The organism is Bacillus sp. Marseille-Q1617 (assembly GCF_903645295.1).
Lineage (GTDB): Bacteria > Bacillota > Bacilli > Bacillales > Bacillaceae_B > Rossellomorea.
In genome coordinates, this window is the sequence record NZ_CAHJXM010000001.1 from 432,321 (window position 1) to 449,611 (window position 17,291).

15 protein-coding genes and 1 pseudogene are annotated in these 17,291 nt (G+C 45.9%); 12 read left to right on the top strand and 4 right to left on the bottom strand.

The window, feature by feature from the left end; translation table 11 throughout:
* Window positions 1-365: 365 nt before the first annotated feature.
* The 6 genes and pseudogenes from HWX64_RS02185 (at window position 366) to HWX64_RS02205 (ending at window position 7,294) form a co-directional block, all read left to right on the top strand.
* Window positions 366-2,075, top strand: coding sequence for a DUF2339 domain-containing protein (locus tag HWX64_RS02185; RefSeq protein ID WP_175986877.1), 1,710 nt, complete (start codon window positions 366-368; stop codon window positions 2,073-2,075).
* A gap of 80 nt (window positions 2,076-2,155) precedes the next feature.
* The gene (locus tag HWX64_RS22040; protein ID WP_098151160.1) at window positions 2,156-2,269 is read left to right on the top strand and encodes an RAxF-45 family protein; all 114 of its coding nucleotides are present in this window, start codon (window positions 2,156-2,158) and stop codon (window positions 2,267-2,269) included.
* A 309-nt stretch (window positions 2,270-2,578) separates the two neighbouring features.
* The gene (gene abc-f, locus HWX64_RS02190) at window positions 2,579-4,462 is read left to right on the top strand and encodes a ribosomal protection-like ABC-F family protein (RefSeq protein ID WP_175986879.1); all 1,884 of its coding nucleotides are present in this window, start codon (window positions 2,579-2,581) and stop codon (window positions 4,460-4,462) included.
* 117 nt (window positions 4,463-4,579) lie between these two features.
* Window positions 4,580-5,413 carry a VanW family protein gene (locus HWX64_RS02195; protein ID WP_175986881.1) on the top strand — a complete coding sequence of 278 codons (834 nt, stop codon included), beginning with the start codon at window positions 4,580-4,582 and terminating at the stop codon, window positions 5,411-5,413.
* Between the two features lie 83 nt (window positions 5,414-5,496).
* Window positions 5,497-6,024 (top strand): GNAT family N-acetyltransferase, encoded by a 528-nt coding sequence (locus tag HWX64_RS02200; RefSeq protein WP_175986883.1) that lies wholly within the window; start codon window positions 5,497-5,499, stop codon window positions 6,022-6,024.
* Between the two features lie 242 nt (window positions 6,025-6,266).
* Window positions 6,267-7,294 (top strand): annotated as a pseudogene (locus HWX64_RS02205) (nitric oxide synthase oxygenase).
* Between the two features lie 146 nt (window positions 7,295-7,440).
* Here HWX64_RS02205 and HWX64_RS02210 read toward each other — a convergent pair.
* The gene (locus tag HWX64_RS02210; protein WP_175986884.1) at window positions 7,441-7,680 is read right to left on the bottom strand and encodes a hypothetical protein; all 240 of its coding nucleotides are present in this window, start codon (window positions 7,678-7,680) and stop codon (window positions 7,441-7,443) included.
* Between the two features lie 143 nt (window positions 7,681-7,823).
* On the opposite strand from HWX64_RS02210, the gene HWX64_RS22155 reads away from it, so the two are divergent.
* The 4 genes from HWX64_RS22155 to nhaC all read left to right on the top strand — a co-directional run bounded on the left by HWX64_RS22155 (window position 7,824) and on the right by nhaC (window position 11,415).
* The gene (locus HWX64_RS22155; protein ID WP_368495559.1) at window positions 7,824-8,111 is read left to right on the top strand and encodes a divergent polysaccharide deacetylase family protein; all 288 of its coding nucleotides are present in this window, start codon (window positions 7,824-7,826) and stop codon (window positions 8,109-8,111) included.
* Window positions 8,095-8,610 carry a divergent polysaccharide deacetylase family protein gene (locus HWX64_RS02215; protein ID WP_368495560.1) on the top strand — a complete coding sequence of 172 codons (516 nt, stop codon included), beginning with the start codon at window positions 8,095-8,097 and terminating at the stop codon, window positions 8,608-8,610. Before HWX64_RS22155 ends, HWX64_RS02215 begins: the two co-directional genes overlap by 17 nt.
* A gap of 159 nt (window positions 8,611-8,769) precedes the next feature.
* Window positions 8,770-9,864 (top strand): amidohydrolase, encoded by a 1,095-nt coding sequence (locus HWX64_RS02220; RefSeq protein ID WP_175986886.1) that lies wholly within the window; start codon window positions 8,770-8,772, stop codon window positions 9,862-9,864.
* 132 nt (window positions 9,865-9,996) lie between these two features.
* The gene (gene nhaC, locus HWX64_RS02225) at window positions 9,997-11,415 is read left to right on the top strand and encodes a Na+/H+ antiporter NhaC (protein ID WP_175986888.1); all 1,419 of its coding nucleotides are present in this window, start codon (window positions 9,997-9,999) and stop codon (window positions 11,413-11,415) included.
* 6 nt (window positions 11,416-11,421) lie between these two features.
* On the opposite strand, the gene HWX64_RS02230 is transcribed toward nhaC, so the two are convergent.
* Window positions 11,422-12,690, bottom strand: coding sequence for a transcriptional regulator (locus tag HWX64_RS02230; RefSeq protein ID WP_175986890.1), 1,269 nt, complete (start codon window positions 12,688-12,690; stop codon window positions 11,422-11,424).
* 93 nt (window positions 12,691-12,783) lie between these two features.
* On the opposite strand from HWX64_RS02230, the gene HWX64_RS02235 reads away from it, so the two are divergent.
* Together HWX64_RS02235 and HWX64_RS02240 are read left to right on the top strand one after the other, a co-directional pair.
* Window positions 12,784-13,893: a mandelate racemase/muconate lactonizing enzyme family protein gene (locus HWX64_RS02235; RefSeq protein ID WP_175986891.1), complete on the top strand. Its 1,110-nt coding sequence runs from the start codon at window positions 12,784-12,786 to the stop codon at window positions 13,891-13,893.
* Between the two features lie 13 nt (window positions 13,894-13,906).
* Window positions 13,907-14,620: a GNAT family N-acetyltransferase gene (locus HWX64_RS02240; RefSeq protein ID WP_175986893.1), complete on the top strand. Its 714-nt coding sequence runs from the start codon at window positions 13,907-13,909 to the stop codon at window positions 14,618-14,620.
* An 820-nt stretch (window positions 14,621-15,440) separates the two neighbouring features.
* Here the strand turns inward: HWX64_RS02240 and HWX64_RS02245 are convergent.
* Together HWX64_RS02245 and HWX64_RS02250 are read right to left on the bottom strand one after the other, a co-directional pair.
* Window positions 15,441-16,460 (bottom strand): STAS domain-containing protein, encoded by a 1,020-nt coding sequence (locus HWX64_RS02245; RefSeq protein WP_175986895.1) that lies wholly within the window; start codon window positions 16,458-16,460, stop codon window positions 15,441-15,443.
* A gap of 218 nt (window positions 16,461-16,678) precedes the next feature.
* Window positions 16,679-17,290 carry a class F sortase gene (locus HWX64_RS02250; protein WP_175986897.1) on the bottom strand — a complete coding sequence of 204 codons (612 nt, stop codon included), beginning with the start codon at window positions 17,288-17,290 and terminating at the stop codon, window positions 16,679-16,681.
* Between the last annotated feature and the right edge of the window lies 1 nt (window position 17,291).

Sequence of the window (17,291 nt, forward strand, 5' to 3'; positions counted from 1 at the left end):
GGGCTTTTCTGTGTTTATGAGGCTTTAACCTGCGGGGTATATTAGGTTGCAGGAATGTCGGTTGTTGTCGAATAATCGACAGTTCGCGCATAAATTTCATATTTCGCGCATAAAAACAAAATTTCGCCCATATATCGTGGATTTCACGCATAGAGCCGGAGTTTTCGCTCATAAAATAGTTCGTATACCAAGGCAGGTATAACGCCGGAGCTGCTTTTCAATGAGTAAAGCACCGAGCATCAGCCCCTTTCTCGTGAAAAAACCCGTCCCTTATTCAAAATCTGAAAACAAACTCGAAAAATATCTAAAAAAGAAAGGAAATATCTCATGCAGTACTGTATACATAACAGTAAGGAGGTGGGTGTATGGAAAGGGAAGAGTTAGAACGGCTGGAAAGGCGCGTCGATTCGCTGGAGAGGGAGTTGAACCTCGTAAAGATACAGCTCATGAAAGCTAAGCATGCAGCAGTCGATCCGCCGCCGGTCAATCAACAAAAAGAAAACACTGATCTAAACAAGTCACATGCAGGCTCATTGTCACCAGGAGGCACCCCGAATAAAACAGTTTCCGAAAAACCACCAGGAGCCATCCCGGGCAAATCAAATGCTGAAGAACCAAAAGGAGCCTTCGATTTCTCCGTTGAACGCTGGCTGCCGAAAGTGTTCTTATTTGTTCTATTAATAGGAAGTGTGTGGGGATTCATGGCGGCATCCCAGAACGGGTGGCTGACGCCGGGATTCAGGGTGCTGACCGGGGCCATCGTCAGTATCGCGATGTTCATCCTGGGTGAGCGTTATATCAAAGATCAGCGCAGGCTGGGCATCACCCTGTTATCTGGAAGCATTGTTCTGGCCATCATTACCTTATTCTCTGCAAATATTCTATACGGGTTCATACCGGGAGTGGTGACGAACCTCTTGCTGCTGTTGATCATTTTGACAGGTTTATGGGTGTCGCATAAGCATGCATCCCAGCTGATCCTGTGTTTGATCGGCGTCGGGGCATACTTGTTCCCGTTCATCTTTGCCGGGGATGCGAGGAGTGAAGGGTTATTTTACGGATATCAGCTCCTCATGTTCTTTGTACTGGTCACCTTCAGTACGTGGAAAAGATACCGGATCGCCTGGAATATTCACTATTACCTGATGTATTTCACGCTGTTCTTCTTTGCGGCATTCGGTGTCGGCGAAATTACCTTTACGATTCTTATTCCGTTTGCGATTCAGCATGCGTACATTTTACTGCTGATCGTCCTCAATCGGGATGAGAGGGTCAGTGCGGAAATGATTCCTGCGGTCGTATCAGGGACATTCATCCTTCTGGCATTGTTGAACGATGTCTATGCTTATACGGGGGTCCCGCTTTATTATTACGCCATCTTTGCAGTGGTGTATATCGGGATTTCATTCCTGGAGCCTGCCGAGAAGAAGCAGACGAAGGATGTCCTGCTCGTACTTGGATTCCTTCATATCATGTTACTTATTTTCGGCTGGATCGATGATGAATGGACGTTTACCCTGGTAGCCCTTCAGGCAGCGGCCCTGTTATTCCTGGCTGGAAAAAGAAAGAGCTATATCACCTTGGCGGGGTCCATCTTCCTTATGATGTATTCTTTACTTGGTGTCGGGTTCGGACCCCCTTATGATTTCTTGAGTGTGGAAATGCCGGTCTTCCTCATCGTATTCGGGTATTTGTATCTGCTTGACTATTATAGAAAGACAGGCACCGCCTTTTCAGGAATACCTGCAGTCCTGTTAAAATCGGTGCTCACGTTCATCGCGTTCTTCTTTGTGATGAGAGCGACTGATTTCATTGTCATCGGATGGGATTACACGCCAAGGACCACGGCGTTTACGGTCGCGATTGCAGTTCTGTCGATCATCTATCTGGTTGTAGGGGAAAGCAGGAAGGACGCTTTTTACCGCTGGTGCGGAATTGGATTTCTTGCTCTCGCATTGGTGAAGTTCTTTTTTGCGGACCTCGTCTTCCTAGACTTCACGATCCGGGCAATGATCCTCATCCCGATCGGTGTCGTCGGTCTGGTGCTATCGCGGATTTTGTATAAAAAACGGTAAAACAAGTTGCAAAAGCTTTCTGAATAATTATATAATGACTGTATAAACTATCGATAAAAGAAAAGGAGGTGGAATTTGAGATGAATCGTTCTGTAGGATTGCGTGGTAAGTACTTAGACTTTATTTATATCTGCCGTGCAATTTTTCATGCATTTGCATTCAAGGGGACACGTATGCCCTTTTTTAGCAAATGAATATGAAAACCACTGAACGGTAAGAGGTCTCAGGTTCCAACCACTTTTCTATAAAAGGATCGGAAACGGAGGGCGTCCAGCTCTCTTTTTTCATGCCCTTTATTAAAAGCCGCGAGCGAAGCCTTGTCTTACTTGCGGCTTTTTTATGTATAAAGATAGATGGCCGAATTCGCATGGAACGATTCAGCTTTGATCTCGTTGATATGGATGAACTCCTTTTTAGCAGCAATATCACCCGACATAGGGAGGATTTATGCGATACGAGTGAACCTCTTACCCATAATATAGAATTTGAAAGGAAGAGGAAAAATGATACTTTGCAGTGCACAGGAATTAAGTAAGATGTTTGGCGGGAACTTAATATTTGAAAATCTATCATTCGAGATTCCGGAAGGAGCCCGTATCGGGTTGGTCGGTAGGAACGGTACTGGAAAGACGACGATCTTTAAGTTGTTATCAGGGGTCGAGGCGCCTGATAAAGGACTCGTTCATTTGAAGAAAGGAGCGAAGGTCGGCTATCTTGCCCAGATTCCGCAGTATCCGGCAGGGACGAAGGGGTTGGATGTATTGAGGTCGGCGTTTTCTGATTTGCTCCAGACCGGGGAACGATTGAAAGAACTCGAAAGTAAAATGGGAAGCGAGGGGGATTCTGACTCGCTGAACCGAATGCTTGAAGAGTACGGGAAGCTGCAAGATTCGTTCACTCTCTCCGGCGGTTACGAAATCGAAGCGAACATTGCGAAAATCTCGAATGGCCTGGAAATCAATGAGCTGTTGGAAAAAGACTTCAATCAGTGCAGCGGAGGTGAGCAGACGAAGCTGTGCCTCGGGTTGATTTTGCTTCAGAACCCCGATTTACTGCTGCTTGATGAACCGACGAACCATCTTGATATTGGGGCGGTCGAATGGCTGGAGGACTTTTTGAAAGAGTATGAAGGGACGGTCATGTGCATCTCACATGACAGATATTTTCTTGACAATGTGATTACCAGAGTGTTCGATTTGGAGGACGGAGAGCTGACGATCTACCATGCAAACTACTCCGGTTTTGTAAAAGAGAAGGAAGAACGGCTGCTGCTTGAGTTTCAGGCTTACCAGGAGCAGCAGAAGAAAATCAAGAAGATGAAGGAAGCAATCAAGAGGCTGAAGGAATGGGCCAATCAGGCTAATCCCCCGAATGAGGCGCTCCATAAACGTGCACGTAATATGGAAAGGGCCCTAGAGCGGATGGAGAAAATCAAGCGTCCGATCCTTGAACGCAAAAAGATGGGGTTGGAATTTGAAGAGACGGACCGAAGCGGAAAAGTGGTTTATTCCATGAAGGAGGTCGGTAAGTCATTTGGTGAAAAAACGCTATTCTCGGATGCCGATATGCTGGTCCATTACAAAGACCGGACGGCGATCGTCGGGCAGAATGGAACGGGCAAATCGACCATCATCAAAATGCTTCTAGGCGACGAAAAATGGGATTCAGGCGAAGTGAAAATCGGCAGCAACGTGAAGCTCGGGTATCTGTCCCAGCATTTTACCGTGGCAGACCCATCAGCGCGTCTGATTGATGCTTTCCGGGAAGAAGTGGCGGTGACTGAAGGGGATGCCCGCCATATACTTGCCAAGTTCCTTTTCTATGGACCGAATGTCTTCAGGAAGGTGGGGCAGCTGAGCGGAGGAGAAAAGATGAGGCTGCGGCTGGCACAGCTGATGCATCAGGACATAAATTTCCTGGTGCTTGATGAACCGACGAACCACCTCGATATCGACTCGAGGGAAGTGCTGGAAGAAGCCTTGGAGGACTTCAAGGGTACCATCCTTGCCGTTTCGCATGACCGCTACTTTTTAAATAAATTATTTCATAAAACATATTGGATTCATGAAGGGAAGCTTTACTCATTTGAAGGCCCGTACAGCTGGGCGAAAAAGAAGCTGGCCGAGCTGGCACCGGTAAAAGAGGAAAAAGCAGTCGTGAAGAAGCAGACGGCACCTGTTCGTGAAAAGGAGGTACGTCCTGATCCGTCAATTTCCATTGAAGAGGTGGAAAAAGAGCTTGAAGAGTTGGAAGCACAGATTTCCGGGATTGAAGAAAAGCTGCTGGCTTCGGCGGAATTGGATGTCCTCCAGGAGCTGTATACGGAAAAAGAACAGCTGGAAAAAGTGAGAGATGAGAAGTACGAATTGCTGGATAAATGTTTGTAAGCATGAGGCAGCCGCTCCTTGATTGGACGGCTGCCTTTTTTATGAATTTTTAATAGTCAGAATTTACTAATGATTATATAATGAGGGAATAAATGGATAAATGCAAAGGGTGGTTCAATGTTTAAATCTTTGGAGTATCAGCCTAAAAAGAGATCCTCGTTCAGGGTATTCCTCGGTACTTGTTTTTACCGTACTAAAAGGTATGTTCAGTGGTTAACGACGAATGAAACATTTGCAAAAACGCGGGAATCCCAATTAATGCAGCATGTCATTCATTCGCACCGCACGCCGTTATACAGGAAGCTGAAGGATGTGGAGATGTGGTACCAGGAAAACAAGGTGAAGAATCTAAAGATTGCTGTCCGCGAGCTGGACAAGGTTGTCATCAAACCCGGAGAGACATTTTCTTATTGGAGGCTGCTCGGAAACACCACGAGACGAAAAGGGTATGTGGACGGGATGGTCCTTTATTATGGGTCCTTTAAACCGGGCATCGGCGGAGGGCTGTGCCAGTTGTCGAATTTGATCTATTGGATGACGCTTCACACGCCGCTGACTGTCACTGAGCGCCACCGCCACAGCTATGATGTCTTTCCTGACAGCAACCGCAGGCTTCCGTTCGGGAGCGGCGCAACCTGTGCGTACAATTATCTGGATTTGAAAATCAAAAATAATACGGATGTGATATTCCAGCTGCACTTGTATCTGACGGATGAAGCCCTCGTCGGTGAATGGAGGTCGACCTCACCTGCCCTCACTCATTATGAAGTATATGAAAAGGAACATCGCATCTCACATGAATACTGGGGCGGCTACTTGAGGCATAATCAAATTTTTCGGAAGGTGTTCAATAAGGCCGGCATACAGATAGATGATGAATTCATCACGGAAAATCATGCGTTGATGATGTATGAGCCGCTGCTTGAGCAGAAGACAGGAAGCAATCCCTGATGAGCGGTTTTTACAGAATAACCGCCACCTTTTCATCAAACACTAAGCGATAAGAAAATATTCAACGGATACGAGGAATGATAATGATTAAAGACGTGACTTCTTTAGAATTAAAAAAAGCAACAAATGAACAATTGGATGAGATTACCGAAGTTTATTTAAGAAGCAAAAAGGATCTAGATGAAAACGGACTGCTTCAGTGGGATGAAAACTATCCAAGCAGGGAGTACTTTGAAAAGCAGGCAGGGTACGGGGGCTTGTACTGCCTGTACTCGGATGGGGAGCTCTCGGGGGCCGTGACCTTGAATACGTGGCAGTCACCGGAATGGAGCAAAATTCCATGGGAGTTCGATGGGGAACTGGTGGTCCATGCCTTATTCCTTGATCCATTGAAGCAGGGGAAGGGGCTCGGTACCCGGTTTTTGGAGAAGTGCGAGGAGTTTGCATCCGAAAATGGATACCGCAGCATCCGGCTGGATGCATATTCCCGAAACGAGGGAGCCAATTATCTGTATGAGAAATTGGGGTATGTATACAGAGGGTCCGTCCATTTTACCTCAAAGCCTGAAGGCCATCAGGAATACCGCTGTTACGAAAAGTCCTTGATATAGGTCGGTATGCTTTGGACAGGTTCGCAGAGTCTGAAACTGGAGTCAGGGCGGCCGGTGAGCTCCTTCCCATTGGTGATGCAGGGCGGGACATAATGCCTGTCCCGCGTTCATCTTTTGTACAAATGTACGGGTTTTATAAGGATTCCGCCATGATATACTTGGGGTACAGTTTATGATATGAGGAAGCGGTAAGATTGACAGAATTATTTGCAGAGGCAAAGGCCTTTATACAGCAATTTTATATAGAATGTGAGAAGTCCGGTGTGGAGGGGCGTTTGCAGCAGATTGAAGAGGAAATTGCTGAAAGCGGGACCTACGCCCATACAAAAGAAGAGCTGGTGTTCGGGGCAAAGCTCGCGTGGTGGAACAGCAACCGCTGTATCGGCCGCTTGTTTTGGAATTCCCTTCAGGTGTTTGATGAACGGGAAGCTTCTACGGAGGAAGAAGTGTTCCAAGCCCTGGAACATCACTTGGAATTTGCCTCCAATGGGGGGCGGATCCGTCCTGCCATCACGGTGTTCAGACCGTCACATTCTGGGGAGCCCGACATCCGTTTGTGGAATCACCAATTGTTAAGATATGCGGGATATAAAGAAGGCGATTCCTATATCGGAGATCCACATTCGATCGATTATACAAAGAAATGTGAGGAGCTTGGCTGGGAAGGAAATAGGACCGATTTTGACATCCTGCCTTTCGTCGCCCAAATCGGGGATCACCCTCCTAAGTGGAAGCCGGTCAACAAAGATCTCGTGCTGGAAATCGATTTAAGGCACCCGGAATATGAATGGTTCAGTGACCTCGGTCTCAAATGGTACGGGGTGCCGATCATTTCTGATATGGAATTGAAAATCGGCGGAATATCCTACAAAGCGGCACCGTTCAATGGGTGGTATATGGAAACGGAAATCGGTGCGAGGAACCTGGCGGATGTTGAGCGTTACAATCTTCTGCCGAAAGTGGCCAGCTGCATGGGGCTTGATACCTCAAGGGCCATCACGCTATGGAAGGATAAGGCACTCGTCGAATTGAATATCGCCGTGCTTCATTCCTTTAAAGAAGAGGGCGTCAGCATCGTCGATCACCACATACTGCTGCACAGCAATTCCGCCTGTTTGAAGAGAACGAGAAGAATGAAGGCCGTGAAGTCACGGGTGATTGGACATGGCTGATCCCGCCTGTTTCCCCGGCGTCGACTCATATTTTTCATAAAGCATATGATAACACGTGGAAATCGACGAACTATTTTTATCAGGATAAACCGTATTGATATGAAAAGCTGTTTTCTGGATCAAACCCAGGGAACAGCTTTTTTCTGTGGAGGTTCGATTTCGGTGTCCCGCTTGCGGTGTTGGCAGGGAAAATACAGCTTTCAATGGCCAATAAGCCGTTTTAACAGATAAGGCAATTGATGTGTCAACAGTAAGGGGAAGAACCGTCCATCCCTTTCTTTGACACCTCGAAATAACGAAACCAAAAGCGGAATTCGTCAAACAAGATGGACCGATCGAGTGTGAAGTGGTCAAAGAAATCTTCCAGGTGCTCTGCCTCGCTCTCATCCAGTAAGCCTGTCACATAGAGGGGTGTTTTGAAGCGTCTATATAAATCTTCATGTCCATAAAAGTGAAACAAATCCTCCATTTGCTGTTCGGTCATGGTTCCATCACTCCTTTTTTCTAGGATTGGTCAGTTTTGAGTGATTTATCCATGGATGGAATGGTTGAAGGAGCGGGAAAGAATAATTTCATCACGTAAACTCCTTCACGTTTGGACAACTTAAAAGAAAAGGAGTGAAAAGGATGAGAAGCTTATTCATCTGTCTGTCAGTCATATGGATGGTGCAAAGCACGGCAGAAGCCAGGAACATCATGCCGCTGCCGGCCCATCATAAGGAACTGGCCATTGTGATCGATGACTTAGGAAATGATATGAAGGGTACAGAGGAAATTCTTCATCTGCCTGTGACACTGACCCTCGCCATCATGCCGTTTTTACCTACGACGAGAGAAGATGCAGAAAAGGCGCACAGGCTGGGGCATGAGGTGATTGTACACCTCCCGATGGAGCCGGGTGTCCGGAAAGGCTAGCTGGCTCGGACCGGGAGCGATCACAACATCATTATCAAATGAAGAAATCCGGAGCCGGGTGGAAAAAGCGATTGAGGATGTTCCGCACGCTGTGGGCATCAATCACCATATGGGCTCAAAAGCGACGGCCGATGAGCGGGTCATGAGGGTTGTACTTGAGGTATGCAAGGAGAGAGGGCTCTTTTATCTTGATAGTAAAACGACAGGCAAGAGTGTGATTCCGAAGCTTGCTGCAGAACTTGATGTGCCCTATCTTGAAAATGAATTATTTTTTGATGACATTTACACACTCAGCCATATCGGTAAGCAGGCGAAACGTCTCTCGCATGAGTTGGATGATGAAGAAAGTACGATCGCGATCGGACATGTAGGCGTGACAGGGATGAAGGTTGCGACGATGCTGAAGGAATTCATACCGCTATATGAGAGGAAGGCGTCGATTGTACCGCTGTCTGATTTGATACCTGAATATCATTTGATAGATGAGAGCATGCCTTGAGGGGTGTGCTTTTTGTCTGATAAGAAAGTATAAATTCATTTTGAGGATTGTCCAGTTAGGTACCCCGCTGTTCAGAGCCTCCGCTTTTTGATTCATAAGGAGGATTTTGGGTTCCATTCTCAGAATACATAGTGAAAAAGGAAAGAAAGGAGACTGGGTATGAATATTGAAAAACAGATGATCGATTGGTTCGATCATTTCCACGCCAATCCCGAAGTGAGCTGGAAGGAGTATGAAACGACAGACAAGATTGCGGGGATACTGGATGAGCTGGATGTGAGTTACAGGAGATTTCCTGATGTGACAGGTTTGATTGCCGAGATTGGTGAAGGGGTTGAAGTGACGGCTGTACGCGCAGATATCGATGCGCTGTGGCAAGAGGTGGACGGGGTGATGAAGGCGAATCATTCCTGCGGCCATGATGCCAATATTTCAATGGTACTCGGGGCCCTTCTTTATTGCCTTCAGGATCCTCCGAAGGACAAGCGGATCCGCTTTATTTTTCAACCTGCAGAGGAGAAGGGAAATGGGTCGCTTTCCATGATTGATAAAGGAGCGCTAGAGGATGTCGGCTATTTATTCGGCGTCCATTTGAGACCGAAAGAAGAACTGGATCATGGATACTTTTCACCTTCGATTCACCACGGGGCAGGTATTTATATGGAGGGGAAAATAAAAGGGGTGGATGCGCACGGTGCAAGGCCCCATCAAGGAAAGAACAGCATCGATGTGCTGGTGGCGATTCATTCATTGTTAAAATCGATCTATCTTGCCCCATTTGAATCGTATTCTGCCAAACTGACAAAGCTGGCTGCGGGAGGGGACAATTTGAACATCATTCCGGGAAGTGCCGAGTTTGCAATCGATGTACGAGCCCAGAAGAATGAGGTGCTTAAGGAAATACAGAGCCGTCTCCAAGAGGGGATCACAGGTCTTGAAAAGCTGTATGGCGTGATGATTGAATATGAATGGACCGACTATACACCTGGAGCGGAGGTGTCGGAAGAAGCAGAAACCATCACCAGAGAAGCGATTCTCTCCATCGCCGGTGAAGAAGCATTGGCTCCGCCGGTCATCACCTCGGGAAGTGATGATTTTCATTTTTATACAATCAAGCATCCGAAAGTGAAGGCGGCAATGATAGGGATAGGTGCGGATTTGACTCCCGGGCTGCATCATCCGGAAATGACGTTCAATATTTCTGCATTGAATCAGGCGGCTAGAATCGTGGCTGAAGCGTTGAAAAAAGCTTAGCTCGATCTGTAAACGGTACCATAATCTGATTGACTACTTCATTTCCTGCCCTTATGATACTCATATAGCGACTATTTAACGACAATTTAAAATAGTCAAAAAACAAACAAGTGATTTCAAGGGGGAATTTGGATGAAAAAAGAAATGTCTTTTTGGCTGGCGATCATTCCATTGCTTGTCATGATCACCGTAATGGCCATCACCATTGTGGTATTGGAGCAGGGGCCGCACATTCCCCTGATCATCGGTACGGTCACGGCTGCACTTGTCGCCTGGTTTGCAGGATACAAGTGGAAGGATATAGAGGAGGCCATGTATAAGGGGATTCGTCTTGCCTTACCTGCCGTAGTCATCATTATGCTTGTTGGATTGACAATCGGTGCGTGGATCGGTGGGGGAATTGTAGCCACGATGATTTACTACGGGCTGAAGATGATCACTCCGTCCCTTTTCCTTTTATCGATCGCCGTCATCTGTGCAGTAGTGTCGCTTGCGATCGGAAGTTCCTGGTCAACGATGGGAACAATCGGTGTAGCGGGGATGGGAATCGGTATGAGTATGGGGATACCGGCTCCGATGATTGCGGGTGCCATTATCTCGGGTGCTTATTTTGGTGATAAAATGTCACCGCTGTCAGATACAACGAACCTGGCTTCGGGACTCACCAACACAGATCTTTTTGTACATATCCGTCATATGCTTTACACGACGATTCCTGGCTTTGTGATTGCCCTGGCTGTTTATGCTTATTTAGGGAGGAGCTTCGGGAAAAATGGAGTGGATACGGCTGATATCGAAAAGACGATCGGCGTTCTGCAGGACAGCTTTGTCGTTTCTCCATTTTTACTGATAGTCCCGCTGCTGGTCATCGTGCTCGTTGCACGGAAAGTCCCAGCCATCCCGGCTCTTATTGTTGGGATCATTCTTGGTTTCTGTGCCCAGGTATTCATTCAGCATGATTCCTTTGCGGATGCTGTTTCTGCACTTCAAAGCGGGTATGTGATTGAGACGGGCAATACGATGGTCGATGATCTTTTTTCACGCGGCGGTCTGGATTCGATGATGTACACCGTGTCGATGACGATTGTAGCCATGACCTTCGGAGGGATTTTGGAGCACACAGGTATGCTTCAAGCCATCGTCAATCAAATTCTAAAGGTGACAAAAACGGCGAAAGGCTTAGTGGCTTCCACTGTGGTTTCATGTTTTGCCACGAATGCATCCTGCTCTGAGCAGTATATTTCTGTAGTGGTGCCTTCCCGGATGTATGCGAATGCCTATAAAGAAAAAGGGCTGCATTCGAAGAACCTGTCGCGTGCACTGGAGGACGGGGGGACATTGACATCTGTCTTTATCCCATGGAATACATGCGGGGTCTTCATTTTTGGGACGCTCGGGGTTCACGCATTTGATTATGCCCCTTACGCTGTGTTGAATTTTGTCGTGCCGATCATTTCCATCATCTATGCCTTCACCGGTTTCAGCATCACAAAGCTTACTGAAACCGAAATGAAAGCAGCGGAGCAGGAGGATGCAACGCTCTCCTCCTGATAGGATTCAATAGATGGGGAAGGTTAGTTCATAAACCGCACGGGGTCTTCCTTGTGCATACGTCATTTCTTCTCCAATAATCTTAGCGGAGCCGTTGTCCACCAGCTTTTTTAGGATTCGTTCCGTTGAGCGCCGGGTGATCTGCATGTAGTCAGAAAGCTCTGCTGCAGTAAACTCGCGGGAAGATCGGGATTTATAGAATTGAATGATTTTGGATAAGTTCGACGGACTTAATTTTACTTGTTTGGCAAGGGACAGCATTTGGGGATCATTATTTTTCAGATGCTGTTTCTTTTTTTTATCAGGGTAAGGTCCTGAGAGCTCCTTTTCTTCATTTAAAATAAAGGCACAGCCTTTAGAATCAACCTTCTTTGCAAATGACAACGCCGTCTCAGCGTTTTCCTCCGCTTGTGCGGCCGTGTGGCCATATCCAAATCCAGCAAGCACAACGGGGGACTCAAGCTGAAAGAGAGTAGGGAAGTCAGTGCTTTCCAAGAAATTTTCGATGCTTCCTCTATTGCTGTAGATCGTATAGGAAGGATCATCCTTAATTTTTTGAAGCGTACCCTCCATCAAGTGGACGAGTTGTTCAAGATGTTTATCACTGCCATCCATTCCTTGTATGGAAATACGGGCAGCGGCAATACTGCCTGCCTTTCTTTTGGATAGTAAGGCTTGAGACTGTGCTTCGCCGATGGCACGTATCAGCGACTTAGCGGGATCGATCATTCGCATGCAAGGGATATTGAAATGGTTAAGCTGATCATAAACCGCATGGATACTTGTTAAGGCCAATTGGGTTTTACCATCCTTATATAAACGCTTGTGGAATTCTGTATATTCATTGATGTTAAAATTGTGGGGCAGATGCTCCTTAAAATCCATCACATAACGGGGAGGATTCTTGAGGTGTAAGTCTGACACAACGTGATCGATGAAAGAAGTATCCAACAAATCGATGGAAACCCGTTCTGGTTCAACCTCGTGATGGTGAAGGATGTAGAGAAGTGATGTCACAAGAGCGGTCTCATCCTGTTCAAGGTAAAGGACCGGAACTGACAGCGGGCGGCATGCTTCTTTTGAAAAAAAGTAAGGCAGTGCCCCTGAAAATAGAAGTGCATCACATGGAGTGATATGTGAAATCAGACTGCCTGCTTCCTGAGGATTCTTGTAAATATAGGGGACCAGTTCGATGCTGGTCAAGTCAGGAGCAATGGACGTCTGGACATGTTCGATAAAATCCATGGAGCCGATCAGGGCGATTTTCGTTTTCATGACGATCTCCTTTCTTACTTAATTAACGACTATATAACGACATTATACCAATCGAAAGTGAAAATTGTTAGATTTAAAGGAGTGTATTTTTATATGATGATAAAAAAAATCAATCTGTATGCCATTCGATTGCCGTTAAAACAGCCTTTCATCATAAGTTACCATACGTATGATGATATGCCTTCCATCATTTTGGAAATGGAGACCGATGAAGGAATCGTTGGTTACGGTGAAGCGGTTGCTGATGAGCATGTGACAGGAGAAACGTGGGAAAGCACATTTCAGGTGCTGAAGCACACGCTCGCGCCGAAACTGATCGGGGAGGATCCTCTTCAAATCGAAAAAATCCATACTCTGATGGATAACGCTATTTACAATGTCCCGACAGCAAAGGCGGCGATCGATATCGCGTGCTATGACGTCATTGGAAAAAAAATAAATCAGCCTGTTTATCAGCTGCTCGGCGGTCGTTATCATCAAGAATTTCAGCTTACCCACGTCCTCAGCATAACAGAACCGGATACAATGGCAGAGGAAGCTGCCCGTATGATCGAGGATGGGTTCCAGTCATTTAAAATGAAGGTGGGCACTGATATCGACCTTGATATCGAAAGGATACGCAAAGTCCGGGAACGAATCGGAATGGAAGTGCCTATACGGGTGGATGTCAATCAGGGGTGGAAGAACAGCAGTCAAACGATAAAGGCACTTCGGCATCTCCAACATTTGAACATTGATTGGCTTGAGCAGCCCGTTATGGCAGATGACATAGATGGGATGGTCCGGATCAAATCCAGGACAGATATTCCGCTCATGATTGATGAAGGGCTTAAAGGCGTACGTGAAATGCGTGAGATCATCACGAAGCAGGCAGCGGATAAAGTGAATATTAAATTGATGAAAAGCGGCGGGATCTACCCCGCGGTCAAACTTGCCCATATGGCTGAAATGGCAGGAATGGAATGCCAGGTCGGTTCGATGGTCGAATCATCGATTGCTTCGGCGGCAGGCTTCCATGTTGCTTTTTCCAAAAAGGTCATCACTAGTGTAGAATTGACGGGACCGATTAAATTCTCAAAGGACATAGGGGATCTGCATTATGATATCCCTTTTATCCGACTTCCGGAAAAGCCGGGTCTCGGTGTAAAAGTAGATAAAGATATTCTTGAAGAATTGACTGAGTTCAAGAGTGTCGTAGAGTAAGGAGCACGAAGTCATGGAGCATCTATTCGAGGGATTTCTTGAAAAAAACAATGAATCTTATACTGTTCGTTTGTTAGATAAAGAGGATATGAGCCAGTTGCAGGCACTGCAGGAGCTTGTGGTGGCTGCACTGGTGGAAAAAAAGAATTTGCAGCCCCTTACGTATGGGGAATTAGACTATATTTTAGATGGAAACGGACTGATGATTGGAGCTTTTATTGGAAGTGAATTAGTGGCATTCCGCGCCTTGTTGATCCCTCCGATCGATGAAGAGCATCTGGGGCTGGACGTTGGATTGGAAGCCGGGGAACTGCCGCGGGTGATCTATCAGGAAATTTCGATTGTACACCCGGATTACAGGGGCAACCGGCTGCAGCAAACCCTGGCCCATTTGATTATGGAAGAACTGGGCAAATTGGAACAAACGTTTACTTATGCGGCATGCACGGTCGCTCCCTTTAATATTCCCAGTTTAAAAGATAAGTTTAAGCAGGGGATGGAGATTGCGGCCCTAAAGGTCAAATATGTAAATCAACTGCGCTATATATTCATTAAACAGCTGGGTGGCGAGAATAAAAAAGGAGAAATTTCAGAGATTGAGAGAGTCCCGATGGGTAATGTAAAAGGGCAGCAGGCATTATTAGATGCAGGCTGGCGCGGCATTTCACTGGAAAGAGAAGATGACGGTGAGTATCGGGTATTGTATGTGAAAAGGCGGCAGGGTTAAGAAGAGATGTAAAATGTGGTGACCAGAAGGGTAACGGGTTCTGTTTTGGAGTACAAAATTGCAATCTGCAACGCAGAACCTGGCAGTAAGTGCAGATGCGTTTACAGCTAATCTTACCCGGCAAAGTGAATAAACGCGGAACCCCTCGAGCCAGATGAAAGAATCAGTAACATTAGATTATTAAATAAGGGGAGATATTTCCCTTAATGATTAAATGGAACTGAAAACAGTTAAAATAAAGGGAAAATTTTCTTCTATTTACTTGAAAAACATTAAAATTGGGGATCTGTGCAAGATTAGAGGGAAGTTTTCCCCTTATTCACCCCCATCCAAGCGAGCTTGAGCAGATTAACGGTAAAATCTTCCCTTATTTTTGTCTTTAGTTACTCTATAAAGGATAAGGCATCCTGTGAATCCGAAAATTCCTAACCTGTTCTTTAGTTTAATAAGGATTCACCTAATTTTCACATCTTTCAACTTTGGAGACTAAACTAACACGTTAGACAGATTGTAAAAACATTGTAATTGAAGCGTTACAGAAAATTCTGTAACGCTTCAATTTTAGTGAAGTTTCGGTAACAAATAAATATACAAATAAGAACCCGAATTCCTTAAAAAGGTTGTTATATCCAATAAAAAAAGGTTGCAACATCATTACGATTTGCTTCCCTTTTTTCCAATGTTTTTATAGTTTGTACCTTAAAAACAGAACCCGTTACCAGAAGGGCGCCTTTTTTTATTGTTGGAATAACGAGTTGATAAGAGAGGATTAATGGCATCAAAAAAGCCGGAGGCAAATGACCCGGCTTTTCCTGAATGCTTATTTCTTCCGTGTAATTTCAAGTCCCTGCTGATCAAGTGCGTACTTGATTCCTTGCTGCAGGATGGTGAAGCAGGGGATGCTTGAGACGGTATGGCCGGATTGAGTGATTTTTATGCTGAGCTCAGGTGAAATTCCTACCAAGAGGCATTTCGTGCCCAGCAGGCCGGCAGATCCCACGAATTTTTGGATGAAGTCAAGGGTATAGTCGTCGAACCCGGTCAAACTTGTCAGGTCTAGCACAAGATATTCCGCTTTGTAGTGAGGGAGGTTCAACAGTGTCCGATTCAATAGCTCCTCGCCTCTCAATTCATCGTAAGGCCCTACTAACGGAACGACGAGTATCGAGTCCATAACCGGTATGATCGGAGAGGATATTTCTTTGATTATTCCAGAAAGCACCTGGGTGCGATGTTCCGTCAGCTGCTCCAACTCCGCGCGTACCTTTCTTGTCTGTTCATCAAATAAACTTTGGACATTCAGGGTAGGTGTGATGTCCGACGCGAAGAATTCATATTGACTGTAGTCATCCCCGCCTATCTGGCTCTTTACGACCCTGTACCATACATTTGCACCGAATAATCCGGAGAATACCCCTGCCCAGTGTCCCGGAAGGAATTTACCTTCATCTGTCTTGCCTTGAGCCAGTTTGACTTTGTGCTCCCAGCCATTTTTGACGGTGATCACGGCTTTCCTGTCTTTGATGGTATAGGAGACGACATCTGTAACACCCCAACCGGCTGTTATATATGTATTGGGGATCTTGGTCAATATTTCATCTGTGTTTCCGATCGTGTCCATGTAGAATTGACTCACAATCTTCCCGGTTCTGTACCCTGCTGTTTCAAGAACGATTTCCGATTCCTTTTCTCCTGCAATTTCTTCGATGGAATCAAACAGCGTTTTAAAAGCTGTATTCACCCAGAACATGACGACTTCATCACTTTCAAAATGAAAGTCCCCTGTCTCTAGATTCCAGTCAAATAATGAACCGTTGACGTTTACATCGTACGTTGTCATAAATAATAGCCTCCATAAAACTAATAGGTTGATAGTTACCTATACCCAAAAAGAGGGAAGGATAAAAATGTTCTTATCTTAAACTCGTAACCTGTTTAATAGAATTATACGGTCTGCCATTCGAAGAGTAAATCTACAGGCTCTCCCATTGAAAAAGGGGGCCCGCTATCGGGAAAAAGGGCAATTAGACAAAATAAAAAACCCGTCCGGGGCGGGTTTCAAGATTTAAGCTCTGTGTAAATGACAAGCCGTTTGCTATAGTTTCTCGATGATCGGTCAAAGTCACCTGTGCACGTGATAAGGTTCAATGAACTTCTGTGGGTATAACCAAAGATGGATTTTAGCGGTGCCTCATCCCATGGATATTCTTTTTTGTCTGTCACCACAAAGGTTCTTGTATCTCCGGATTTGCTTGTGACTTTCACCTCATCGCCTACAGACAGCTTGTTCAATTCATAGAAAACGGCAGGTCCGTTCCGGCTGTCGACATGGCCTCCTATGACGGCATTTCCAGGCTCACCCGGATGATAGCCTTCACCATACCAGCCAGTCGTATCGAAGCTTTCGGTGACGGCCATTTCTCCGTTTTCCTTCAGCCCGACCGATTCGACATTGGCTTTGAGGCCAATCGCAGGGATTTCAAGAGAGGCGGGAACGATTCCTGTGCGCTCGTCTTTTATGATCGATTCCGCGTAGGGAGAAGAGCTGGTGGTTGTTCCGGTCATTTTTTGTGTAGACGTTTCCTGAACTTTAGGATTCTCGTCAGGTTTAACACTTGAATTCATGCCCGTTTCAGAACTGCATGCAGAAATAGTCATTAGTACAAGCACA